A 24,911-nucleotide genomic window follows, 5' to 3' on the forward strand; every position below is an offset into this window, starting at 1 on the left:
CATAGCGTTCCAATAATCGACTCAGCCGCTGCAGCGCGGCCTTCGAAGCTTATTGGAGATAATAATAATGAATTGCCGTAAAGCTGATCCTTCCCCGCGCCATGATCTCCTGTCATGCGCCGCGCACCTCACTGACTGCTGAGGTGCCGACATGAACGAAAGCACTGATCGCAAAGGCATCCAACTGACCCGAGCCCTGAAAAGCCGGCACATTTTCATGCTGTCTCTGGGCGGCGTGATCGGCACCGGGTTGTTCATGGGCTCCGGGGTGATCATCAACCAGGGCGGTCCGGTGGGGGCGATTCTGGCGTACCTCGTCGCCGGTTTCCTGATGTACCTGGTGATGGTCTGCCTGGGCGAACTGTCGGTGCACATGCCGGTATCCGGTTCGTTCCAGACCCACGCCACCCAATACATCGGCCCGGCCACCGGGTTCATGATCGGCTGGGTGTACTGGATGAGCTGGGCCACCACGGTCGGCCTGGAGTTCACCGCAGCCGGGATGCTGATGACCCGTTGGTTTCCGCAGGTGCCAATCTGGTATTGGTCGGCGCTGTTCGTGGTGGTGCTGTTCGGCCTCAACGCCCTGGCGACCCGCGCCTTCGGTGAGGCGGAATACTGGTTTTCCGGGATCAAGGTCGCGGCGATTCTCGGGTTCATCGTGGTCGGCGTGCTGGTGATCTTCGGCGCGATCCCGCTGAGCAGTGGCGCACCCGCGCCGATGATGAGCAACCTGATCGGCGACTCGTTGTTCCCTCACGGCCTGTCGGCGGTGTTCGCGGTGATGATGACCGTGGTCTACGCCTTCCAGGGCTGCGAGATCATGGGCGTGGCCGCTGGCGAAACCGACCAGCCGGAAAAAAGCATCCCGCGCGCCGTGCGCAACGTGGTGTTTCGGGTGCTGATTTTCTATGTGCTGGCGATTATCGTGCTGTCGGCCATCGTGCCGTGGCAGCAGGCGGGGCTGATGGAAAGTCCATTCGTGCAGGTGTTCGACATGGTCGGCATCCCGTACGCCGCTGACTTGATGAACTTTGTGATCCTCACGGCGATTTTGTCGGTGGGCAACTCCGGCCTCTACGCGTCGACCCGCATCCTCTGGGCCATGTCGAAAACCGGCATGGCGCCCAAAGGCCTGTCGGTGCTGAGCAAGCGCGGCGTGCCGTTGCGCGCCCTGAGCATCACTTTGTGTTTCGCCCTGGTGTCGCTGATGACCAGTTTCGTAGCGGCGGACACGCTGTTCATGGTGCTGATGGCGGTGAGTGGCATGTCTGGCACCGTGACCTGGATTGTCATCGCCCTGGCGCAATACAAGTTCCGCAAAGCCTACCTGCGCGATGGCGGCAAACTCAGCGACCTGAAATACCGAGCTCCGTGGTTCCCGGTGCTGCCATTGATGTGCATCACGCTGTGCTGCTCGTTGTTCGTGTTCCTGGCACTGGACGACACCCAGCGCCCGTCGCTGTATTGGGGCTTTGGTTTTATTGCGCTGTGTTATGGCGCGTATTTCGTGTTCCACCGCAAACGCGAGGCGGTGTTGGCGCCGAGTTTGCCGAGCGCTTGATTCCCTGATTTAACGCATACCTTGTGGGAGCGGGCTTGCTCGCGAAGGCGTCATGCCGGTCAACATCAATGTCGACTGACAGACCGCTTTCGCGAGCAAGCCCGCTCCCACAGTTGTTTTGCGGCGCGCATTAGGTGCCCTCATGACGCGACAGCGTTGCCAATCTTCAATGTAGGCAGTTGTTCGAAGTTGTAACAGTTTCAGATAGTGAAGTCAGGCAATTAGTAAATAATCCAATAAATACAACAGTATAGAGACATTTATAGCCAGTTACAGCCCATTCCATCACCAATTGCCGCCTTACTGAACACTCGTTTAGTATGGTCTCAAGTCGCATCACCTCACGCCAACACAATAATTCGAGGACTCGCATGACTACTCACGATTCGCTGCTCAGTCAGGTGGAAGCAGGCGTCGCCTGGATCACCCTTAATCGCACCGCTCAGCGCAACGCGCTGGACATCCCGACGCTGAAAAGCCTGCACGCCTTGCTCGACACTTACAACGCCGATCCTGCGGTCCGCGTTGTGGTGCTGACCGGCAGCGGACGCAGTTTTTGTTCCGGTGCCGATCTGGACGAATGGGCCGCCGCCGAAGCCCGTGGCGCGCTGGAAAGCTACGGCTGGACCGAAACCGCTCATGCCTTGATGACCCGCCTGTACAGCCTGGAAAAACCGACAATCGCCGCCATCAACGGCACGGCCGTCGGCGGGGGCATGGACCTGACCCTGTGCTGCGACTTGCGTATCGCCGCACAATCGGCACGGTTCAAGGCCGGCTACACCAGCATGGCCTACTCGCCGGACGCCGGCGCCAGTTGGCACCTGCCACGGCTGATCGGCGCCGAGCAGGCCAAGCGTCTGTTGTTCCTCGACGAATTGTGGGGCGCCGACCGTGCCCTGGCCGCCGGCCTGGTCAGCGAAGTCTGCCCTGACGATCAACTGCAAACCGTCGCCAGCGAACTCGCCAAACGCCTGGCCACAGGGCCGACCTTTGCCTTTGCCCAGACCAAAAAACTCATGCGCGGAGGCGCCGACCGTAGCTTGCCCGAGCAACTGCAAGCGGAACTGGCCGCCGGCCTGTTGTGCGGTCGCAGCGAAGACGGCAACGAAGCCCTGCGCGCGGCCATGGAAAAACGCCCGGCACGCTTTATCGGTCGTTGAGCCTCGGCACACCTCTATCAGCACACGAACAACAGGTAGCACCATGAATTTCCAACTTACCCAAGAACAAGAAATGTTGATGGACGCAGTACGCAGTTTCGTCGCCAAGGAACTACTGCCCTATGAAGATGAAGTCGATCGCGCCGACGAAGTCTCCCCGGAGCTGGCGGCGCAGATTCGCGGCAAGGCGATCGCCGCCGGTTTCTACGCCTTCAACATGCCGGAAGAGGTCGGCGGTGGCGGTCTGGATTACCTGTCCCAGGCGCTGATCGAGCGTGAGCTTTCCAAGGTGTCCTGGGCGCTGCATGTCTTCGTTGCACGGCCATCGAAAATTCTCATGGCCTGCACCGGCGATCAGGTCGACGACTACCTGTTGCCGTGCATCCAGGGCGAGAAGATCGACTGCTTCGCTTTGACCGAACCGGGCGCCGGTTCCGATGCCAATGCGATCCAGACCCGTGCCGTGCGTGACGGTGACGACTATGTTCTCAACGGCAGCAAGCACTTCATCAGCCACGCCGGCCACGCCGACTTCGCTATTGTCTTCGCTGTCACCGACACCTACGAACACAACGGCCGCAAGCGCAACGCCGTGACCTCGTTCCTGGTCGACCGCGACACCCCGGGCATGACCATTCGCCGTGGCCCCAAGTGCGTGAGCAACCGTGGTTATCACACCTTCGAAATGTTCTTCGACGACTGCCGTGTCCCGGCTTCCAAAGTGTTGGGCGAAGTCGGTAAAGGCTGGGAAGTGGCCAACGCCTGGCTGACTGCCGGCCGGGTAATGGTCGCCGCCAACTGCGTCGGTCAGGCGCAACGAGCGCTGGACGTGTCGCTGCAATGGGCGGCGGATCGCAAGCAATTCGGCCAGCCGATCGGCACCTATCAAGGGGTGTCGTTCAAACTGGCGGATATGGCCACGCAGATCCGCGCAGCGGAACTGCTGACCCTGCATACCGCCTGGAAAATGGACCAGGGCACCATGACCGATGGCGACGCTGGCATGGCCAAGCTGTTTGCCAGCGAAGTGCTGGGGCGCGCGGCCGATGAGGCGGTGCAGATTTTTGGCGGCATGGGCCTGATGGACGAAGGTCCGGTGGAACGTATCTGGCGTAATGCGCGGATCGAACGGATCTGGGAAGGCACCTCGGAAATCCAGCGCCACATCATTTCCCGCGAGCTGCTGCGGCCACTGCTGCGCTGAACGCCCCGGAGAATTCCCATGTCGCCAACGATTCGTGACAACCTCGAACGCATGCTCGCCCCGCGGCACGTGGCGTTTGTCGGTGGCCGCAGCATGGCTCGCGCGCTCAAGCGCTGTGCCGACGGCGGTTACCCAGGGCAAATGTGGCTGGTCAATCCGCAGCACGACAGCCTCGAAGGCGTACCCTGCTTGCGCAGCATTGCCGACTTGCCGTGCGGCCCGGACGCGGTGTTCATCGCGACCAACCGTGAACTGACACTGACCTGCGTCGCCGAACTCGCCGCCATCGGTACGGGTGGCGCGATCTGCTACGCCTCGGGGTTTGCCGAGACCGGCGCCGAAGGCCAGGCCCTGCAACAACAACTGCTCGGAGCCGCTGGCGACATGGCGTTGCTCGGCCCCAACTGCTACGGGCTGCTCGACTACCTGCACAGCTCCGCGCTGTGGCCGGTGGCCCACGGCGGCAAAGCGGTGGAGAAGGGCGTGGCCGTCCTGACCCAGAGCGGCAACTTCGCCTACAACCTGTCCATGAGTGACCGCTCGCTGCCGGTGGCCTACATGGCCTCGGTCGGCAATCAGGCGCAACTGGGCGTGGCCGAATTGATGGACGTGTTGCTCGATGAACCCCGGGTCACCGCCATTGGCCTGCATATGGAAGGCTTGAAAAACGTACCGGGTTTCGCCCGCGCCGCGCACAAGGCTCTGGAGAAGGGCATTCCGATCATTGCTCTGAAAACCGGCGTGTCGCAGATCGGCGCCGAACTGGCCCTGAGTCACACCAGTTCGTTGTCCGGTTCCGATGCGCTGTACGACGCGTTGTTCGCAAGGCTCGGAGTGATTCGCGTCAGTGGTCCGGTGAGTTTTGTCGAAACCCTGAAAGCTGCGGCCTGCGGCAACCTGCCAGCGGGCAACAGCCTGATCGCGCTGGCCTGTTCCGGTGGCGACGCCGGGTTGATTGCCGATTACTCCGAACGCAACGAACTGAGCCTGCCAAAACTCGACGAAGAACAAGTCGGCGAACTGGCCCAGGTGCTGCCGAGCTACGCCAACCTGGTCAACCCGCTGGATTTCACCACGGCGATCTGGGGCGACGGCGAAGCCTTGAACCGCATGCTCGACAGCGCTCTGCGTACTGAAGCGGATGCGGCGATGCTGGTGCTCGATTACCCGGCGCAATTTACCGGCGAGCGCAAGGAATGTGACCTGCTGCTGGATCTGTACTGCGAGGCGCTGGTGCGTCACGGCAAGACCGGTTTTGTCACCTCGGCCTTCCCCGAGTTGCTGCCGGCTCATGCCCGCGAGCGTTTGCACGGGCAAGGTGTGGCGGCGTTGCAGGGTGTCGAAGATGGTTTGGCGGCCTGGGGTCGTATCGCCGGTTATCAGCGCAATCGTCAGGCGTTGTTGGCATTGGGCGAATCGGCTTTGGTGCCACTCTGTCCGCAGGCGCTGGAAGGCGAAGGGCAGTTGCTAAATGAATGGGATTCCAAGCAGGCCCTGCGCGAGTTTGGCCTGCCGACGCCCAACGGTGTACTGAGCACGCCAGACAAAGCACTGAAGGACGCCGAAGCATTGGGCTATCCATTGGTGCTTAAAGCGGTCAGCGCGCAGTTGCCGCACAAGACCGAAGCGGGTGCCGTGGCACTGAACCTCAAGGATGGTGCCGCGTTAAGCGCTGCCCTGGAAAAAATGCGCGCCAGCATGGCCGCTTACGCGCCTGGCGTGCCTTTCGATCAGTTGCTGCTGGAACCGATGGCCAAGCCGCCGCTGGCGGAGCTGATTGTCGGCATCAAGCGCGAAAACGATTTCGGCCTGGCTTTGGTGATTGGCGCCGGCGGCATTCTGGTGGAGTTGCTCAAGGACAGTCGCAGCCTGTTGCTGCCGACCACCGACGGGGCGATTCGCCAGGCCGTGCTGAGCCTGCGCAGCGCCGCATTGCTGCAAGGTTTTCGAGGGCGCGAAGCGGCGGATCTGGACGCCTTGGTGGCGGCGATCGGTGCGGTAGCCGAATACGCCTGCGAGAACGCCGGACAATTGCTGGAACTTGATGTGAACCCATTGTTGGTCGGCGCCGATGGCACGACTGCGGTCGATGCGTTGATTCGTATCGCACATGCGTGAGGACCTGAACATGCAAAGCAAAACCTTGACGGGTGGCCAGGCGCTGGTGCGTCTGCTGGCCAACTACGGCGTCGACACTGTGTTCGGCATTCCCGGCGTACACACCCTGGAACTGTATCGCGGCTTGCCCGGCAGCGGCATTCGCCACGTATTGACCCGCCATGAGCAGGGCGCCAGTTTCATGGCCGACGGCTATGCGCGGGTGAGCGGCAAACCCGGCGTGTGCTTCATCATTACCGGCCCCGGCGTGACCAACGCCGCCACCGGCATCGGCCAGGCCTACGCCGATTCGATTCCGATGCTGGTGATTTCCAGCGTCAACCACAGCGCCAGCCTCGGCAAGGGCTGGGGTTGCCTGCACGAAACCCAGGATCAGCGTGCGATGACCGCGCCAATCACGGCGTTCTCGGCGGTGGCGTTGACCGCCGAAGACTTGCCGGAACTGATCGCCCGCGCTTATGCGGTGTTCGACAGTGAGCGTCCGCGCCCGGTGCACATTTCGGTGCCGCTGGATGTGCTGTCGGCACCGATTGCCCGCGACTGGAGCAACGACGTCGTGCGTCGTCCGGGTCGCGGCACGCCAGCCTCCACTGTGCTGGACGAAGCGGTAGCCAGGCTGCATGGCGCGAAACGGCCGATGATCATCGCGGGCGGCGGCGCATTGAATGCCGCATCGCAGTTGCAAGAACTCAGCACCCGCCTGGCCGCGCCGCTGTTCACCAGTGTCGCCGGTAAAGGCCTGCTGCCACCGGACGCACCGCTTAATGCCGGTTCGTCGCTGTGCGTGGAACCGGGCTGGAACCTGATCGCCGAGGCCGATGTGGTGCTGGCGGTCGGCACCGAAATGGCCGACACCGATTTCTGGCGCGAACGCCTGCCGCTCAATGCCCAATTGCTGCGGGTGGACATCGATCCGCGCAAGTTCAACGACTTCTATCCGAGCGCCGTGGCGTTGCACGGTGATTCGCAACAGACGCTGGCGGCGCTGCTGGAGCGCCTGTCGCCTGACGTGCGTGATGCCAGTACGGCAATTGCCTCGGTAGCGGCGCTGCGTGAGGCAGTGAAAAACGGTCACGGTCCCTTGCAGTCGATCCATCAGGCGATTCTGCAGCGAATTGCTGCCGAACTGCCGGCCAACGCTTTCATCAGCACCGACATGACCCAGCTGGCCTACACCGGCAACTACGCCTTCGATTCACTGGCACCACGCAGTTGGTTGCACCCGACCGGTTACGGCACCTTGGGTTACGGCTTGCCCGCCGGCATCGGCGCCAAGTTTGGCGCGCCGCAACGTCCGGGGCTGGTGCTGGTGGGTGACGGCGGTTTCCTCTACACCGCGCAGGAACTGGCGACGGCGGTCGAGGAGCTGGACAGCCCGCTGGTGGTGTTGCTGTGGAATAACGACGCCTTGGGGCAGATCCGCGACGACATGCTCGAGCTGGACATCGAACCGATCGGCGTGCTGCCGCGCAACCCGGATTTCGCCGCCCTCGGTCGCGCTTTCGGTTGCACCGTGAACCAGCCGCAAAGCCTGGCCGAGTTGCAAACTGATCTGCGCCACGGTTTCAAACGCAATGGTGTGACCCTGATCGAACTCAAGCATGCCTGTGCGAACTGATTTTCACCTTTGTTTAGCGGGGCTTTTTAAAGGGGCTTCTTTTAAGGGACTTCTTTTGAGGGAACAGGACCATGCGCTTTTCCGATCTGACTCAACGTATCGCCGGTGACGGCGCTGCCGCCTGGGATATTCATTACCGCGCACTGGCAATGCGCGAGCAGGGCGAAGACATCTTGCTGCTGTCGGTGGGCGACCCGGACTTCGATACGCCGCCGCCCATCGTGCAGGGTGCCATCGACAGTTTGTTGTCCGGCAATACTCACTACGCCGAGGTGCGTGGCAAGCGCGCCTTGCGTGAAGCCATCGCCAAACGCCACGGGCAACGCAGTGGGCAACGGGTGACGGCGGACGAGGTCACGGTGCTGGCCGGCGCACAGTGCGCACTGTTCAGTGTGGCTCAGTGCGTGCTCAATCCGGGTGATGAAGTGATCGTCGCCGAACCGATGTACGTCACCTACGAAGCGGTGTTCGGTGCCTGCGGCGCCGTGGTGGTGCCCGTGCCGGTGCGTTCGGAAAACGGTTTTCGCGTGCTGCCCGAAGACGTCGCCAGCCGTATCACCCCGCGTACCCGCGCCCTGGTGCTGAACAGCCCGCACAACCCATCGGGGGCGAGCCTGCCGCGCAGCATCTGGCAGGCCTTGGCCGAATTGTGCATCGCCCACGACCTGTGGCTGATTTCCGATGAGGTTTACAGCGAGCTGCTGTTTGAAGGCGAACACGTCAGCCCGGCGAGTTTGCCGGGCATGGCCGAACGCACCGCGACGCTCAACAGCCTGTCGAAATCCCACGCCATGACCGGCTGGCGCGTCGGCTGGGTGGTGGCGCCATCCTCGTTGTCCGCGCATCTGGAAAACCTGGCGCTGTGCATGCTCTACGGCTCGCCGGATTTCATCCAGGACGCCGCCGTGGTGGCGCTGGAAAGCCAGCTGCCGGAACTGGACGCCATGCGCGAAGCCTATCGCCAACGTCGCGATCTGGTCTGCGAATGCCTGGGCGACTGCCCCGGCGTGCGCGCCTTGAAACCCGATGGCGGGATGTTCGTAATGGTCGATATACGCGAAACCGGGCTCAGCGCCCAAGCGTTCGCTGATCGTTTGCTTGATCGCCATGGCGTCTCGGTCTTGGCCGGCGAAGCCTTCGGTCCGAGCGCGGCCGGTCACATCAGAATCGGGTTGGTGGTGGGGGCCGCGCCATTGCGTGATGCCTGCCAGCGCATCGCCCGTTGTGCTCACGAATTGATGGAGGTTCAGGTACATGCTTAATCACCAATCACTGTTCATTGACGGACGCTGGCAAACCCCGTCGGGGCAAGGTGTCGCCGAGGTGATCAACCCGGCCACTGAGGACGTCGCCGGCAGCGTGCCGCTGGGCGATGAACGCGATGTCGACCTCGCCGTGGCGGCGGCGCGCAAGGCCTTTGGGCCATGGTCACGGACGCCATCGAGTGTGCGCGCCGGGTACATCCGCGCTCTTGCAGAACAAATGCAAACCCGTGCCGACGAAATGGCGGCGGTGATCACCACCGAACTTGGCATGCCGGTGCAATGGAGCCGTTCGGTACAAGTGGACGGGCCGATCATCGGTCTGGAGCAGTACGTCGAACTCGCCGGTTTGATGGACGAAGTGCGCGAGGTCGGCAACTCGCTGGTGATCCGCGAAGCGGTAGGCGTCTGCGCGTTCATCAACCCGTGGAACTATCCGCTGCACCAGCTGATCGGCAAGCTCGGCCCGGCACTGGCGGCCGGTTGCACAGTGGTGGTCAAGCCAAGCCAGGACACCCCGCTGCATGCGTTTTTGCTGGCGCAGATGATCGAGGATATCGGCTTGCCGGCCGGTGTATTCAACTTGGTCAGCGGGCCGGGAGCGAAGGTCGGCGAAGCCCTGGCCAAACACCCGGACGTGGACATGGTGTCGTTCACCGGTTCCACCGGCGCGGGTGTGCGCGTTGCGCAAGCGGCGGCGCCTTCGGTGAAACGGGTATGCCTGGAACTCGGTGGCAAGTCGGCGCTGCTGATCGCCGAGGATGCGGATCTGGACGCTGCCGTGCGCTACGGCGTGCAGGACGTGATGATCAACTCAGGGCAAACCTGCACCGCGTTGACCCGCATGCTGCTGCCCGCCAGCCGTTATGCCGAAGCGGTTGAAATTGCGTTGGAGGAAACCCTGAGCCTGCGCATGGGCGATCCGCTCGATCCGCAGAGCTTCCTTGGCCCGATGTGTTCGGCGGCGCAAAGGCGCACCGTGCTCGATTACATCAAGGTCGGTCAGGAGGAAGGCGCGCGTCTGTTGTGCGGGGGCGACTCGACACCGGGCATGGAGCGTGGTTACTACGTCAGCCCGACGCTGTTCGCTGACGTCAATAACAGCATGCGCATCGCCCAGGAAGAGATCTTCGGCCCGGTGCTGTGCCTGATCCCCTATGCCGATGAGGCGCAGGCGATCCAGATCGCCAACGACTCCCCGTTCGGCCTGTCCAGCGGCGTCTGGGCCGGCAGCACCGAGCGTGCCTTGCAACTGGGGCGGCAATTGCGGGCGGGCCAGTGTTTTCTCAATGGTGCGGCGTTCAACTATCAGGCGCCGTTCGGGGGCTACAAACAATCCGGCAATGGACGTGAATGGGGGGAAGAGGGGCTCAACGAATTCGTCGAAGTGAAGGCGATCCAGATGTGACGGTTGGCGATTTGAACGATTTACGCACCGGGCCATGGTCCGGTGCCTTGCGTGGTTTTGAAGGGTTATTTCATTAGCTTTCGATCAGGGGCAATGCAATGAGCGATAACAAAAACAAGATTACTCAAGCGAACCAAGAATCAAGTTTCCCGCGCCGAGATTTTCTTATAGGGAGCTTGAAGTACAGCGCAACCGCCGCAGCTGTGGCCGGGGCGTTCTCCATGGGCCTGCCATTGGGTGCCTTCGCCGAGGATGCAACACCAAAACCCGGTGGTGTGTTGCGCCTTGGCTTGGCCGGTGGCAGCACCACCGACTCGAAAGACCCCGGCTCCTGGGTTGATACCTTCACCTTTGTCGGTTTCTCGGCGATCTATAACACCCTGACCGAAATTGCCGTCGACGGCACGGCGATCCCCGAACTGGCCGAAAGCTGGACGTCGACCCCGGACGCACGGGTCTGGACCTTCAAATTGCGCCAGGGCGTGACCTTCCACAACGGCAAGGCCCTGACCGCCGACGACGTGGTCGCCTCGATCCAGCATCACCTCGGGGATAAATCCAGCTCGGCGGCCAAAACCGTGTTGGGCGATGTGGCCAAGGTCAGCGCCAACGGCAGCGACAGCGTGGTATTCGAACTGCATTCGGGCAACGCTGATTTCACCTATGTGGTCGCTGATTACCATCTGGTGATCATGCCGAGCAAGGACGGGGTGCCAGACTGGCAGGCGGGTGTCGGCACCGGCGGTTATCGCCTCAAGGACTTCGAACCGGGTGTGCGCATGACCCTGGAACGCAGCCCGGATTACTGGAAACCGGGCCGCGCGCACTTCGCCAGCGCCGAACTGATCGGGATCGCCGATGGCGCCGCGCGAATCAACGCGTTGGTCACCGGGCAAGTGGACGTGATCAACAAGGTCGACCTGAAAACCGTGGCACTGCTCAAGCGCAATCCGAACCTGGTCATCGAAGAAACCAAGGGCGCCCAGCACTACACCTTCCCGATGCTCACTGACAGCCAGGTCTTTCAGAACAACGACGTGCGCATGGCGATGAAGCACGCGATCAACCGCGAAACCCTGCTCGCTTCGGTGCTGTACGGTTACGGTCTGGTGGGTAACGATCACCCGATCCAGCCGGGCAGCCGCTTCATCAACAATGCGCTGGAGCAACGCAGCTACGATCCGGACAAGTCGCGTTTCTACCTGAAAAAGGCCGGCCTGGATTCGCTCAAGGTGCGCCTGCAAGCCTCCGATGCGGCGTACACCGGCGCGGTGGACGCCTCGGTGTTGTTCAAGGAGCAGGCGCGTGCGGCCGGGATCGACATCGATGTGGTGCGCGAACCCTCCGATGGTTATTTCTCCAATGTCTGGATGAAACAACCGCTCACCACCTCGTTCTGGTACAGCAGCCTGACCGCCGACCGCATGTTCAGCATTGGTTACGCCAAGGGTGCGGCCTGGAACGAAACCCACTGGGACAACCCGCGTTTCAACCAATTGCTCAACGCCGCCCGGGGCGAAATGAACGATCCGTTGCGCCGCGAGATGTACAACGAAATGCAGTCGCTGTGCCGGGACGATGGCGGGGCGATCGTGCCGCTGTTCGCCAGTTCCGTGGCGGCTCGTTCCAACCGGGTCATGCACGGTGGGCAGACTGCGCCGTATGGCGAGCTGGATGGACTGCGCGTGATCGAGCGTTGGTGGCAGGCGTAAATCGGGATAGTTAAAACACTGAAGATCAAATGTGGGAGCGAGCAGGCTCGCTCCCACATTAGTTGTGGTGGTCTTCACCAGCGTGCCCAATTCAAGGAACTGCACGATGAAGAGTATTTTCAAGCTGTTGGCGCAGCGTTTGGCATTGGGGCTGTTGTCGCTGTTTGCGGTGTCAGTGATCATTTTTCTCGCGGTCGGCATGCTGCCGGGCGACATCGCCCAGACCATGCTCGGCCAGTCCGCCACTGCGGAAACCGTGGCGGCGTTCCGTGCGCAACTGGGCCTGGACCTGCCACCGCTGACCCGTTTCGGGCATTGGATCTGGCACCTGCTGCAAGGCGACCTCGGCGTATCGCTGGCCAACCAGCGGCCGATCGCCGAACTGGTCGGCACACGCCTGGGCAACACTTTCAGCCTGGCGTTGCTGGCGGCGCTGGTGTCGGTGCCGCTGGCCTTGCTGCTGGGGATGCTCGCCGCGTTGTATCGCAACAGCTGGTTCGACCGTTTGCTCAATACCTCGGCCCTGAGCGCGGTGTCGTTCCCCGAGTTCTTCGTCGCCTACCTCCTGATCCTGTTGTTCGCAGTAAAACTCAACTGGTTTCCGAGCATTTCCAACTTGGCGCCGGACGCCTCCCTCGGCACGGTACTGGAACGTTCAGTACTGCCGGTCGCCACGCTGAGCCTGGTGGTGATCGCGCAGATGATGCGCATGACTCGCGCCTCGCTGATCAACCTGCTGGCCAGCCCGTACATCGAAATGGCCAGGCTCAAGGGTATCAGCCAGTCGCGGATCATCTTCCGTCATGCCTTGCCCAATGCCCTGGCACCGATCGTCAATGTGGTGGCGCTGAACCTGGCGTACCTGGTGGTCGGCGTGGTGGTGGTCGAAGTGGTGTTTGTCTATCCCGGCCTCGGCCAGTTGCTGGTGGACTCGGTGGCCAAGCGCGATATCCCGGTGGTACAGGCCTGCAGCCTGATCTTCGCCGCGACGTACATCCTGCTCAATACCAGCGCCGATGTACTGTCCATCGCCAGCAATCCACGCCTGATGCATCCGAAGGGGTAAGCCATGAGCCTGTTCAAACAATTAGTGCAAGCGCCGCTGAGCGCGAAATTCGGGCTGCTGGTGATCGTGCTGTACATCCTGGTGGCGCTGTTCGCCCCGGTGTTGGCGCCGTTCGGCGAAACCCAGGTAGTGGGCGAGGGCTTCGCGCCGTGGGGCGGGCAGTTCCTGTTGGGCACCGATAACCTGGGGCGAGACATGTTCAGCCGCCTGGTCTACGGCGCACGCAACACCTTGGGCATTGCCTTCCTGACCACGGCGCTGGCGTTCCTGCTCGGTGGTCTGAGCGGGCTGATCGCGGCGATCAAGGGTGGTGTGATCGATCAGGGCCTGTCGCGGGTGGTGGACATCCTGATGGCGATTCCGCAACTGATCTTTGCCTTGTTGATCCTCAGCGTGGTCGGCACCACCGCGACGTCGCTGGTGCTGGTCATCGCGCTGCTGGATGCGACCCGAGTGTTTCGCCTCTCAAGGGCGGTGGCGATGAACGTGGTGGTGCAGGACTTCGTCGAAGCCGCGCGCCTGCGCGGTGAAGGCCTGTGGTGGCTGGTGACCCGCGAAGTTCTGCCAAACGCGGCGGCGCCGCTGATTGCCGAATTCGGCCTGCGTTTCTGCTTCGTGTTCCTGTTCATCAGCGCGCTGTCGTTCCTCGGCCTGGGCATTCAACCGCCCACCGCCGACTGGGGCAGCATGGTGCGCGACAACGCCGTCTTGATCACCTTTGGCGACATCAGCCCGTTGCTACCCGCCCTGGCCGTGGCGTTGATCACGGTCAGCGTCAACTTCGTCGTCGACTGGATGCTGCACAGATCCAGCGGCCTCAAGGAATGCTGAACATGACGACATCCAACACTTTGCTGGAAATCCGCGATCTGCACATTGAAGGTCACTTCGAAGACGCCTGGCATCCGCTGATCAAGGGCATCGACCTGACCCTGCAACGCGGTGAGGTGCTGGGCCTGATCGGCGAGTCGGGGGCGGGCAAATCGACCCTCGGCCTGTCGGCCATGGGCTACACCCGCGATGGCTGCCGGATCACCGGCGGCTCGGTGCATTTCGACGGTATCGACCTGCTCAAGGCCAAACCCGAAGCCCTGCGTAAATTACGTGGCTTGCGCATCGCCTACGTCGCGCAGAGTGCGGCGGCTTCTTTCAACCCGGCCCACAGGCTGATCGACCAGCACGTGGAAACCGCGGTAAAAAACGGCGGCATGAGCCGCGCCCAGGCGATGAGCGAAGCGGTGGAACTGTATCGGGTGCTGCACCTGCCCAATCCCGAGCAGATCGGCCAGCGTTATCCGCATCAGGTTTCCGGCGGCCAGTTGCAGCGGGTGATGACAGCGATGGCGATGGCTTGCCACCCGGACCTGATTATCTTTGACGAACCGACCACCGCGCTGGATGTCACCACCCAGATCGAAGTGCTGGCGGCGATTCGCAATGCGGTGTCGACCTACGGCAGCGCCGCGATCTACATCAGCCACGACCTGGCGGTGGTGGCGCAGATGGCTGACCGGATCATGGTGCTGCGCCACGGCAAACTGGTGGAAGAAGCCGAGACCCGCAAGATGCTCGGCGACCCGCAGGAGGACTACACCAAGTCGTTGTGGGCCGTGCGCAGTTTCCGTACCGAACCCAAGGCCTTGCCGCAGCAGGAACAGCCGTTGTTGGAATTGCGCAACAGCTGCGCCAGTTATGGGCATCAACCGGTGCTGCATGATGTTTCGCTGAAGCTGTACCGGGGCCAGACCCTGGCGGTGATCGGCGAGTCAGGCAGCGGTAAAAGCTCGACGGCGCGTTTGATTACCGGCCTGCTGCCACCGACTGCCGGACACGTGTTGTACGACGGCGAGCCACTGCCAGCGGACTTTCGTCAGCGCAGCAAGGAGCAACTGCGGCGCATCCAGATGATCTACCAGATCCCCGATACAGCGCTCAATCCACGCCAGCGCATCGTCGATATTATCGGCCGTCCGCTGGCGTTCTATCTAGGGCTCAAGGGCAAGGCCATGCGGGCACGTGTCGCCGAGCTGCTGGAAATGATTGAACTGGACCCGGCGACTTTCATGGAGCGTCAACCCCGTGAACTGTCCGGCGGCCAGAAACAGCGGGTCTGCATCGCCCGAGCGTTGGCGGCCGATCCGCAACTGATCATTTGCGACGAAGTCACCTCGGCACTGGATCAACTGGTGGCCGAAGGCGTGCTCAAGTTGCTCAACCGTATTCAGCAGCAACTGGGTGTCGCCTATCTGTTCATCACCCACGATGTCGCCACCGTGCGCGCGATTGCTGATGAGGTACTGGTGATGCAACAGGGCAGGGTGGTGGACCACGGTTCGCGCAGCGCGATCTTCACACCGCCGCACCAGGACTACACCGGGCTGCTGTTCTCATCGGAACCGCAAATGGACCCCGACTGGCTCGACAGTTTGCTGGCCAGTCGCGCCGCCACGAATTCAAACCCTACGCTGGAAAAAGTCTAAGGAATCGCCATGAAAGTACTAATCGTCCACGCTCACCCCGAGCCAAAATCCTTCACCGCAGCCCTGCGTGATCAGGCTGTCGCCACCCTTGAAGCCCAGGGCCATGAGGTGCAGGTCAGTGACCTGTACAAGATGAACTGGAACCCGGTGGCCAGCGCCGACGACTTCTCGTCGCGGGAAAATCCCGAGTACCTGGTGTATGCGCTTGAGCAACGTTTGGGCGTGAAAAGCCAATCGTTGGCGGCGGATATCCACGCTGAACTGGACAAACTGTTGTGGGCCGACCTGTTAATCCTCAACTTCCCGATTTTCTGGTTCTCCGCCCCGGCCATCCTCAAGGGCTGGATCGACCGGGTGCTGGTGTCCGGCATCTGCTACGGCGGCAAGCGCTTCTACGATCAGGGTGGCCTGAGCGGCAAGAAGGCGCTGGTTACCGTCACTTTGGGCGGTCGCGACCACATGTTCGGCGACGGTGCGATTCACGGTCCGCTGGAGGACATGCTGCGGCCGATCCTGCGCGGGACCCTGGCGTATGTCGGGTTTGATGTGCTGGAACCTTTTGTCGCCTGGCATGTGCCGTACATCAGCGACGAGGCGCGCAAAGCGTTCCTTGTGAACTATGCCAAGCGCCTGGAACACCTGAATGACGAGCAACCCTTGGTGTTTCCGAAGCTGTCGCAGTTCGATGAAAAGCTCTATCCACTGAGCCATCCCGTTGCCGTGGATGTCTGAAATGACACTACGCAAAAACGCCACGACTGTCGTAAAAACGACCTGTTTACGCTGAACGCGAACCGTGAGAATTTTTCTGTTGAACGAGTGTTCAGCTTGGTCTATGTTCGTTTCACATCTCTCTCCCGGTTGGTTGCGGGCTTGCGTTTCTTCACTTCGAACGAGGCACTGGCATGCGGTTTTCACCCTTTGTTGAGCGAATCTCAGGGCAAGGCGTTGCTGCCTGGGATATTCATTACGCTGCGTTTGAAGCACGACGCCGTGGCGAGGATGTCATCATTCTTAGCGTCGGTGATCCGGATTTTCCCACGCCCGACTTCATCACCGATGCCGCCATCCAGGCCCTGCGTGAAGGTGACACTCACTACACCGAAATCGCCGGTCGCATGGCCTTGCGCGAAGCCATCGCCGCGCGTTACGGCAAGCTGTTCGATCGCGCGTTGCAAGCGTCAAACGTCATCGTCGTGGCCGGGGCGCAAAACGCACTGTTTGCAGCTTCGATGTGCCTGCTCAATGCCGGCGACGAGGTCATTGCCCTCGATCCGATGTACGTGACCTACGAAGCAACGCTCAAGGCCTCCGGCGCCACGCTGGTGCGGGTGGCCTGCTCGGCGGATGATGATTTCCGCATCGATGCCGCCGTGCTGGCCAAGGCAATCACTCCGAAGACCAGGGCAATGTTCTTCTCCAACCCGAACAATCCCACTGGCGTGGTGATGAACCGCGAAGAGCTGCAAGCTATCGCCGACCTTGCCATAGCCAATGACCTGTGGGTGGTGGTCGACGAAGTCTATGAAAGCCTGACGTTCCAGCGCGACCATCTGAGCCTGGCGGCGTTGCCCGGCATGGCCGAGCGTTGCGTGGTGATTGGCAGTCTGTCGAAATCCCATGCCATGACCGGCTGGCGCATTGGCTGGATCGTTGCCGATCAGGCATTGGTCGCGCATGCCGAAACCCTGGTGTTGAGCATGTTGTACGGTTTGCCGGGGTTTGCCATGGAGGCCGCGCTCAAGGCTGTGCAGGCCCATGAAGAAGTGACTCACGGCATGCGCGATATCTATCGCCGTCGACGTGATCTGGTGGTGGCAGGTCTATCGGATTGCCCGGGGATTTCAGTGCTCAAACCCGATGCCGGCATGTTTGTGCTGATGGATGTGCGCGGCACCGGTCTGACCTCGCTGGAGTTCGCCTGGCGGCTGTTGCGCGAGGCGCGCGTCTCGGTGCTGGACGCAGCCGCCTTCGGCGAACCCGCACAAGGTTTTGTGCGTCTGTCGTTCACCCTCGGTGAAGAGCGGCTGGCCGAGGCCTGTCAGCGTATCCGCGATTTCGTCCTGGTGGTCAACGGCGAAGCGCCGCGGCCCGTCATTGCACGCGTGACCCGTGAAGCCGTGACGGCGCCCGTTGCGGCCCGGACCATGATCGAGGTCGAGCAACTGCACAAACGCTTTGGCAATATCGAGGTGCTCAAGGGCGTGTCCCTGACCGCCCGCGAAGGGGAGGTGATCTCGCTGATCGGCGCCAGCGGCTCGGGTAAAAGTACCTTGCTGCGCTGCATCAACATGCTCGAAGTGCCGGACCAGGGGCGCATTCTCGTGGACGGCGAAAGCATTCACCTCAACCAGACCCGCCCTGGCCTGCCGCTGGTGTCCGACGCCAAGCAGCTTGTGCGCATTAGGTCGAGCCTGGGCATGGTGTTCCAGAACTTCAACCTCTGGCCCCATCGCACGGTGCTGGAAAACCTTATCGAAGCGCCGACCCAGGTCCTGCGTGAAAGCCGTGCCGAAGCCACTGAACGGGCCGAAGCCTTGCTCGAACGTGTCGGGCTTGCAGCCAAGCGTAACGAGTACCCGGCGTTTCTTTCCGGGGGACAGCAACAACGGGTGGCCATCGCCCGTGCCTTGGCCATGCGGCCCAAGGTCATGCTGTTCGATGAACCCACCTCGGCACTCGACCCGGAACTGGTCGGCGAAGTGCTGCGGGTGATCCGCTCTCTCGCCGAAGAAGGCCGGACCATGATCCTGGTGACCCATGAAATGGCCTTCGCACGTGATGTTTCGTCCAAAGTTGCCTTTTTGCATCAAGGGCTGATCGAGGAAACCGGTTCGCCGGATGAAGTGTTCGTACACCCACGCAGCGAACGTTGCCGACAGTTCGTCAACGCTCATCAGACTCGCTAATCCATCATAAAAAGACGGGAAAAGAATCATGGGGAATCGACGATTTGCAAACTGGTTTACCGGCGTGGCCTGCGTAATGCTGGCCGGCATGAGCGCGGCACAGGCTCAGCCGATCAGGTTCGCGGTGGCGGCCGAACCCTATCCGCCGTACACCGAGAAACAGGCCAACGGTGAGTGGAAGGGCTTTGAGGTCGACCTGATCCACAAGCTGTGCAGTGAAATGAAAGCCGAGTGCGAGATCAAGGAAGTGGCATGGGACGGGATCATTCCATCGCTGCTGGCGAAGAAGATCGACGTGATTTTCTCCTCGATGTCGGTGACCGAAGAACGTGAAAAGCAGATCGCTTTCAGCAAGGCCTACTACGACTCAGTGATAGCCGTTGTCGGGCCGAAGGAAGCTTCGGTAAAAAAATACCCCGACGACCTCAAGGGCAAGACCATCGGCGTGCAGAACTCGACGGTGAGCGCCAGCTACCTGAAGACTTACTACGAAAAAATTGCCGACGTTAAGTATTACGACACCCAGGACTCGGCCAACGCCGACATGATTGCCGGTCGTATCGACCTGATGATGGCCGATGGCACGGCCATGGCGGCCTTCGTCAAGACTGCGGACGCGAAAGACCTGGCCTACCTCGGCGCCGTCCCGTACGACCCGATCTTCGGCAAGGGCGTGGGCGCCGGTCTGCGCAAGGGTGACACCGAACTCAAGGCCAAACTCGACAAGGCGATCAAGACCTTGCTGGCGAGCAAGGACTATGACGACCTGTCCCAGAGCTATTTCGGTACCAGCGTGAAGCCGACGTTCTAATGACCTGAATGCAAATCCTGTAGGAGCGTGGCTTGACCGCGATGGGGCCCTTTAGGCCGCCAAAATCATCGCGGGCAAGCCACGCTCCCACTAGGTTCGGTGGTGCTCTTACTGGAGACTGAAATGCCAACGATGTTCGAGATGATCGGTTTCAGCGAACAAGGATGGGGCGGGGCGCTGCTGAAGGGGCTCCTGATGACCCTGCAGATATCGGCCGGGGCCTTTGTGGTCGGGCTGATCGTCGGATTGATCGTAGCCTGCCTCAAATTGGGTGCGCCCAAGCCGATTGCGGTACTGGCGCGTGGTTACACCACATTGTTCCGCGCCGTACCAGAGTTGTTGATGATCCTGTTGCTGTTCTATGTCGGTTCCATGCTCCTCAATTCGTTGATGGAGTGGTTGGGTTACGGCGCAGTGAATGTCAGCGGGCCACTGGCGGCGATTGTGGTGCTGGGATTGGTGCAGGGCGCGTACGCGTCGGAAATTTTCCGGGCGGCGATACAGGCGATTCCTTATGGCCAGATCGAAGCCGGGAAGGCGTTCGGCCTGCACGGCTTTGGACTGTTTCGGCGTGTGACGCTGCCGATCATGGCGCCTTATGCAATGGCGGGGATGTCGAACCTGTGGATCAACCTGATCAAGGATAGTGCGTTGATCAGCGTGGTCGGCACCAACGAGTTGTTGTACACCGCCAAGCAAGCGGCGGGGTCGACACGCCAATATCTGTTGTTCTACCTCACGGCCGCGGCGCTGTACTACGCAGTGACTCTGGTGTCCAACTATCTGTCGGGACGGTTGGAGCGACGTATTCGTCGCTGGATGCCTCTTGTTGACTAAACCGGCTGAGTAAATGAAATGATTCCAGCGTGGGCAGTTGAATACGCATCGTTGTTGATTCGAGGGTTGCAGACAACCATCGAAATTCTGTTGATTTCCTCTGTGTTCGGTTTCGTGCTGGCGGTGCTTGTGGCGCTGGCGCGCATTTCGAAAAACAAAGTGATTGCCAAGGTCAGTCAGTTCTATACCAGCGTGACGCGCGGTACACCGTTGCTGATCCAGATCTACATTTTCTACTACGGCCTGGGCAGCCTGTTTGCGCAGTTTCCGCTGATACGCGGCAGTTTTTTCTGGCCTTATCTGCGCGACGGTTACTGGTACATCGTGTTTGCCCTGGTGATATCGGTGGGGGCGTACGTTGGCGAAGTGATTCGCGGTGGCCTGCTGGCGGTGCCCAAAGGCGAAATGGAAGCCGCTTCGGCGTTTGGCATGACTGCGCGCCAGGCTCTGTTGCGGGTGCGTTTGCCCCGGGCGCTGCGCTTGCTGTTACCGACCCTGGCCGGGGAAACCGTGATGCTGCTCAAATCCACGGCACTGGCATCGACTATCGCAGTGATCGACCTGCTGGGCGCGGCCAACGTGGTGCGGGCCCAGACGCTGCAAGTGTATGAGCCGTTGCTGCTGGTGGCCGGAGTGTACGTCTGCCTGACGTTCCTGATCGAGGCGTTGTTTGCGTTTGCCGAACGGCGGGGAACGCCAGTACGCAGGTCCGCATGATGAATACGCCACGGGTTGACCGCTCGCTACAAGGCATTGGCCTGTGCACTTTGGGCTACGCATTTCTGTCCTTGCAGGACGCGGGCATCAAGTGGCTGGTGGACGATTATTCGGTGTCCACGATCCTGTTCTGGCGCGCGGTTGTGGTGGCGGTCGCTTGTTTGCTGGTGGGTCGCCTGCAATTGGTCCAGCGAGCATGGCGCTCGTCCAGTCGGCGTTTGTTGGTGGTGCGCGGCTTGCTGTCGATCGCCGCATGGCTGATGTATTACACCGCTGCCAGGGACCTGACGCTGGCGGAAATGACCACCCTGTATTTCTCGGCACCGATCATGGTGACGGTGCTGGCGACGGTGATTCTCAAGGAGCGCGTCACCGGTTGGCAGTGGTTCGCCCTGATTATCGGGTTTGTCGGCGTGGTGATTGCCTGTCGCCCCAATAACATGGCCGATCCGTTACCGATTGTTCTGACGCTGTTGGCGGCGATGTGCTGGGCGTTTACCTACATCCAGTTACGCCAGGTGGATGACCAGACCTCGGTGCTGGAACAGATGCTGATCACCAATGTGGTGTTTGTCATCTGCATGACGCTGGCGTTGCCCTGGACCTACACCCCGACACCGACTCACGCCTGGCTAGGCATGATCGGCGCAGGGCTGATGGGCGGTATCGGGCAGTACCTGTTGTTCGCCAGTTTCCAGCGCGCCACCGCGACCGTGCTGGCGCCGTTCGAGTACACAGGGTTGATCTGGGCGTTCCTGCTGTCGAGCCTGATCTGGGGCACGCTAATGGACGTGTCGCTGATGATCGGTGCCGGTCTGATCGCGGTCAGCGGCACCCTGGCGATGATCTTCGGTCGGCACTCGTCACAGGACGTCGTCGGCTCCGAATGCTCCGTGTCGCAGCCCCTTTATCCAGCAACGGCAGATGTAGAGGCCGTTGGCGGGGCTAAAGGTCTCGGGGTTCAGGCACCACTCGATCCAGAGGCCGTCGAGCATCGCCGATAAACCGATGGCGGCGAGGCGGGTGTCGTGGATCGCGAAATATTCGCTGGCCGCCAGATCATCGAGCAACCGGCGCAGCAGGTCGAGGTAGGCGCCGTAGCTTTTTTCGTGGGACTGGCTGACGTGGTCGGAGTGGCGGATCAGGCTCCAGAACACCACCCAGGCATCCAGCAGTTTCGGGTCCATGACCCGCGGTGAAAAAGAACCGACCAGGAATGCATCCATCTTTTGCGCCGGTGTCCCGGCCTGGTGGATTTCGTGGAGCAGGGCAGTAGTGAGCTCACTGGCGAGCTTGTGGTAGGTGTCGGCGATCAGCGCATCGATGCTGCCGAAATGGTGATTGAGCAGGCCAACGGACACTCCGGCCTCGGTAGCGATGCGCCGCACGGAAATCCCGGCGTGGCCATCGCGGACCAGACAGCGCAAGGTCGCGGCAACCAGCAGTTCGCGGCGTTCGTCGGGATCGGCGCGGCGGTTTTTCGGGGCGATGGTAGTCAAAAAAATTCCTTGAAGTAGCTGCTCGTTGGCGAGCTTAGTTGAACAGGCGTTCAATCTCCAGTATCGGCAGCGACGATGTTTAACAGTCATGAAGGGAGGGCAAACACATGGTCCAGGATGTTTCGTTCGACGTACTCAACAATAACGGCGACGCGGTGCAGGTCGGTGCCTGGCGTTTCGTGGGCGACGGCCACGGGCCGAAGGTGCATTTGCAGGCCGGGGTGCATGCCGACGAAATCGCCGGGATGCTGGTCTTGCATGTGTTGATGCAACGTCTTCATGTGGCTCAAGCACAGGGCCGGTTCAAGGGCAGTGTGACCGTGGTGCCACAGGCCAATCCCCTGGGCATCGGGCAGTTTTCCCAGGGGCGGATCCTCGGGCGACATCACGATGCGAGCGGACAGAACTTCAATCGCGGATTCGACCGGTCGGCGGCGATGGAACGACCTTCAACCAACGTTCAGCAGTGGCAAAAAAAACTGGTGCAACTGGCGGCGTCGGCGGACCTGATGCTCGACCTGCACACCGACGACGAAGCGCTGCCATACCTCTATGTACACCGCAGTTTCTGGCCCCGTGGCCGTGAACTGGCGGCGGCGATGAAGATGGACGTGGCGATCATCTGGGACGACGGCGGCGATGGCTCCTTCGAGGAGACCATCATTGCGCCGTGGCTACGCGACGGCACCACCGAAAAGCACATGGCCGCGACCCTGGAGCTGCGGGGGCAGGGCGACGTCAGTGATCGATTCGCCGAGCAGGATGCCGAGGGGCTGTATGCCTGGCTGTGCGCAAATGGGGTCATCGACGATGCGGTATCACCGGCTGACTGGCCCGTCGAAGCCGTGGACATGGGACACATGGAGACCATTCTTGCACCGCAACCGGGGGTGCTGATCTTTGAAAAGGAACTGGGCGATGTCGTCGAAGAAGGACAGCGTTTTGCACGAATCCTGCGTCGACCGGGTGATCCGAGCTCCGAAGTGGTGCTGTTCGCCGAGCAAACCGGGCGCCTGGTCACCTGCTATCGGGATCGTTTCATTTCCCAGGGTATGGGGGTGGCGAAGTTCACTGGCACTCGCTTGTCGCGGAACTGGAGTGGAGGATTGCTGGACCCGAACTAGAACCGGCAGAACCACCCTTTGTGGCAGGGGTAGTGGGGCGACGTTCACGACGGTGAATCATACGCCCCGGTTTATGTTCCTTTTACTGTCCGATCGAGAGGTCAGGAGGCACAATCGCACCACCCTTCATCACCACGGGGAGGGTCTCAAGGATCGAAATATCAGCAATCGGATCGCCGTCCACAGCAATCATGTCGGCGTAGCGACCCACACTGACGGCGCCTACATCCTGTTGCCAATTGAGCAAGTCCGCGGCGACCACGGTGGCGGACTGGATCGCCTGCATCGGCGTCATTCCGTACTTGACCATGTAGGAGAATTGTTTGGCATTCGTACCAATTGGATAGACACCCGCGTCGGTGCCATAGGCAATCTTCACCCCAGCCTTGACCGCTTTGCGAAAAGCCTGACGCTGTACGTCAGTGGTCTCGGTGTTCTTGCGCAAGTACTCCTCCGGCCAGTTTTCCTTGCGACCGACCTCATCGATGTAGTCACCGTTATAGATATCCATCACCAGGTAGGTGCCTTTTTCTTTCGCCATTTTGATGCCTTCGTCATCCAGCAACGATGCATGTTCAACAGATTTCACGCCGGCACGGATAGCGGCCTTGATTCCTTCCGCACCATGGGCATGCACGGTGGCATAGCTTTTGTGAATCTTGGCTTCCTCCACCACTGCGCGCATTTCTTCTTCGGTCATTTCCATTTGACCCGGTTCAGTCCCGACGGCCAGTACCGAGCCGGTTGCCATCATCTTGATGGTGTCCACGCCGTGCTGGAACAGGTAACGGGCTTTCAATTTCGCATCATTGGCATCACGATAAACCCCGACTCGCATATCAGCCGGAATTTCCACACCTGGCGCAAATCCCGTCACTTCCCCACCACCGCCCGCAACGGTGATGTACGCGCCGACCACGTTCATTCTTGGCCCCAGCACCCGGTTAGCGTTGATCGCATCACGAAGTGCGACATCGGTAAAGGCGCGGTAGGTGCCAAGGTCATGCACGGTTGTGAAACCCGCGCGCAACGTTTGATAGGCGTGTTTCGCGCCAATCAGCGCGACATCCTGAGGCGAATGCAGGAGCGGCTCTGCCACGTTGTTGGTCATATCCCAATCGGAGATATGCGTGTGCATATCGATCAGACCTGGCAACACGGTTTTGGTCGACCAATCGATGACTTTGCTATTGGCCGCTGGTGCACTCCACGGCTCCACGGCAACGATGCGCTCGCCCTCCACCTTGATGCGTTGATCGGTCAACACCTTGCCTCGCTCGACATCCACCAGGCGGCCGGCGTGAATGTAGACCGTGTCGGCTTGAGCCGTTAATGCCATCGACGAGAGTGTTACGGCCAACGCAATGCACTTTATTGAAAAGTTTTTCATGTAAGACCTCTTGTTTTGAACGCAGGGAC

19 protein-coding genes and 1 pseudogene are annotated in these 24,911 nt (G+C 60.9%); 18 read left to right on the plus strand and 2 right to left on the minus strand.

The features are described from left to right. The first annotated feature begins 151 nt into the window (after positions 1 to 151). From ACA079_RS09360 to ACA079_RS09440, 17 genes are all read left to right on the plus strand, one after another. Complete coding sequence (locus ACA079_RS09360; protein ID WP_497633591.1) at positions 152 to 1,564, plus strand: amino acid permease; 1,413 nt, start codon at positions 152 to 154, stop codon at positions 1,562 to 1,564. A 371-nt stretch (positions 1,565 to 1,935) separates the two neighbouring features. Next, a complete protein-coding gene (locus ACA079_RS09365) occupies positions 1,936 to 2,727 on the plus strand; it encodes an enoyl-CoA hydratase/isomerase family protein (protein ID WP_497633593.1) in 792 nt (263 codons plus the stop codon). Positions 2,728 to 2,770: 43 nt separating this feature from the next. Beyond that, positions 2,771 to 3,931 carry an acyl-CoA dehydrogenase family protein gene (locus tag ACA079_RS09370; protein ID WP_497633594.1) on the plus strand — a complete coding sequence of 387 codons (1,161 nt, stop codon included), beginning with the start codon at positions 2,771 to 2,773 and terminating at the stop codon, positions 3,929 to 3,931. An 18-nt stretch (positions 3,932 to 3,949) separates the two neighbouring features. Continuing rightward, entirely contained in the window at positions 3,950 to 6,049 is a 2,100-nt protein-coding gene (locus ACA079_RS09375; RefSeq protein WP_497633595.1) for an acetate--CoA ligase family protein, read from the plus strand. A 10-nt stretch (positions 6,050 to 6,059) separates the two neighbouring features. After that, positions 6,060 to 7,667: a 5-guanidino-2-oxopentanoate decarboxylase gene (locus tag ACA079_RS09380; protein WP_497633596.1), complete on the plus strand. Its 1,608-nt coding sequence runs from the start codon at positions 6,060 to 6,062 to the stop codon at positions 7,665 to 7,667. Positions 7,668 to 7,738: 71 nt separating this feature from the next. Next, a complete protein-coding gene (locus ACA079_RS09385) occupies positions 7,739 to 8,929 on the plus strand; it encodes a pyridoxal phosphate-dependent aminotransferase (protein ID WP_497633598.1) in 1,191 nt (396 codons plus the stop codon). Then, a complete protein-coding gene (locus ACA079_RS09390; RefSeq protein WP_497633599.1) occupies positions 8,922 to 10,337 on the plus strand; it encodes an aldehyde dehydrogenase family protein in 1,416 nt (471 codons plus the stop codon). Before ACA079_RS09385 ends, ACA079_RS09390 begins: the two co-directional genes overlap by 8 nt. Before the next feature lie 98 nt (positions 10,338 to 10,435). Beyond that, on the plus strand, positions 10,436 to 12,049 hold the full coding sequence (locus ACA079_RS09395) for an ABC transporter substrate-binding protein (protein ID WP_497633600.1): 1,614 nt from the start codon (positions 10,436 to 10,438) through the stop codon (positions 12,047 to 12,049). A 106-nt stretch (positions 12,050 to 12,155) separates the two neighbouring features. Next, positions 12,156 to 13,115 (plus strand): ABC transporter permease, encoded by a 960-nt coding sequence (locus ACA079_RS09400; RefSeq protein WP_497633602.1) that lies wholly within the window; start codon positions 12,156 to 12,158, stop codon positions 13,113 to 13,115. Between the two features lie 3 nt (positions 13,116 to 13,118). Continuing rightward, complete coding sequence (locus ACA079_RS09405) at positions 13,119 to 13,946, plus strand: ABC transporter permease (protein ID WP_497633604.1); 828 nt, start codon at positions 13,119 to 13,121, stop codon at positions 13,944 to 13,946. A 2-nt stretch (positions 13,947 to 13,948) separates the two neighbouring features. After that, positions 13,949 to 15,595, plus strand: a complete 1,647-nt coding sequence (locus ACA079_RS09410) for an ABC transporter ATP-binding protein (protein ID WP_497633606.1) — start codon at positions 13,949 to 13,951, stop codon at positions 15,593 to 15,595. A 9-nt stretch (positions 15,596 to 15,604) separates the two neighbouring features. After that, entirely contained in the window at positions 15,605 to 16,327 is a 723-nt protein-coding gene (locus ACA079_RS09415) for an NAD(P)H-dependent oxidoreductase (protein ID WP_497633608.1), read from the plus strand. A 173-nt stretch (positions 16,328 to 16,500) separates the two neighbouring features. Then, entirely contained in the window at positions 16,501 to 18,504 is a 2,004-nt protein-coding gene (locus ACA079_RS09420; protein ID WP_497633609.1) for an aminotransferase class I/II-fold pyridoxal phosphate-dependent enzyme, read from the plus strand. Positions 18,505 to 18,532: 28 nt separating this feature from the next. Continuing rightward, the gene (locus tag ACA079_RS09425) at positions 18,533 to 19,315 is read left to right on the plus strand and encodes a transporter substrate-binding domain-containing protein (RefSeq protein ID WP_497633611.1); all 783 of its coding nucleotides are present in this window, start codon (positions 18,533 to 18,535) and stop codon (positions 19,313 to 19,315) included. A gap of 123 nt (positions 19,316 to 19,438) precedes the next feature. Beyond that, positions 19,439 to 20,152 carry an ABC transporter permease gene (locus ACA079_RS09430; RefSeq protein ID WP_449646112.1) on the plus strand — a complete coding sequence of 238 codons (714 nt, stop codon included), beginning with the start codon at positions 19,439 to 19,441 and terminating at the stop codon, positions 20,150 to 20,152. Between the two features lie 18 nt (positions 20,153 to 20,170). Continuing rightward, positions 20,171 to 20,869: an ABC transporter permease gene (locus ACA079_RS09435; RefSeq protein WP_497633612.1), complete on the plus strand. Its 699-nt coding sequence runs from the start codon at positions 20,171 to 20,173 to the stop codon at positions 20,867 to 20,869. Beyond that, the gene (locus ACA079_RS09440) at positions 20,869 to 21,873 is read left to right on the plus strand and encodes a DMT family transporter (RefSeq protein WP_497633613.1); all 1,005 of its coding nucleotides are present in this window, start codon (positions 20,869 to 20,871) and stop codon (positions 21,871 to 21,873) included. Before ACA079_RS09435 ends, ACA079_RS09440 begins: the two co-directional genes overlap by 1 nt. Here the strand turns inward: ACA079_RS09440 and ACA079_RS09445 are convergent. After that, positions 21,829 to 22,458 (minus strand): annotated as a pseudogene (locus tag ACA079_RS09445) (TetR/AcrR family transcriptional regulator); the annotation flags it as partial. The gene ACA079_RS09440 and the pseudogene ACA079_RS09445 sit on opposite strands and share 45 nt — an antisense overlap. Positions 22,459 to 22,475: 17 nt before the next feature. On the opposite strand from ACA079_RS09445, the gene ACA079_RS09450 reads away from it, so the two are divergent. Then, complete coding sequence (locus tag ACA079_RS09450; RefSeq protein ID WP_497633614.1) at positions 22,476 to 23,492, plus strand: M14 family metallopeptidase; 1,017 nt, start codon at positions 22,476 to 22,478, stop codon at positions 23,490 to 23,492. An 82-nt stretch (positions 23,493 to 23,574) separates the two neighbouring features. On the opposite strand, the gene ACA079_RS09455 is transcribed toward ACA079_RS09450, so the two are convergent. Next, positions 23,575 to 24,882: a Xaa-Pro dipeptidase gene (locus ACA079_RS09455; RefSeq protein ID WP_497633615.1), complete on the minus strand. Its 1,308-nt coding sequence runs from the start codon at positions 24,880 to 24,882 to the stop codon at positions 23,575 to 23,577. Positions 24,883 to 24,911: the final 29 nt, after the last annotated feature.

The organism is Pseudomonas sp. LBUM1645 (assembly GCF_059716185.1).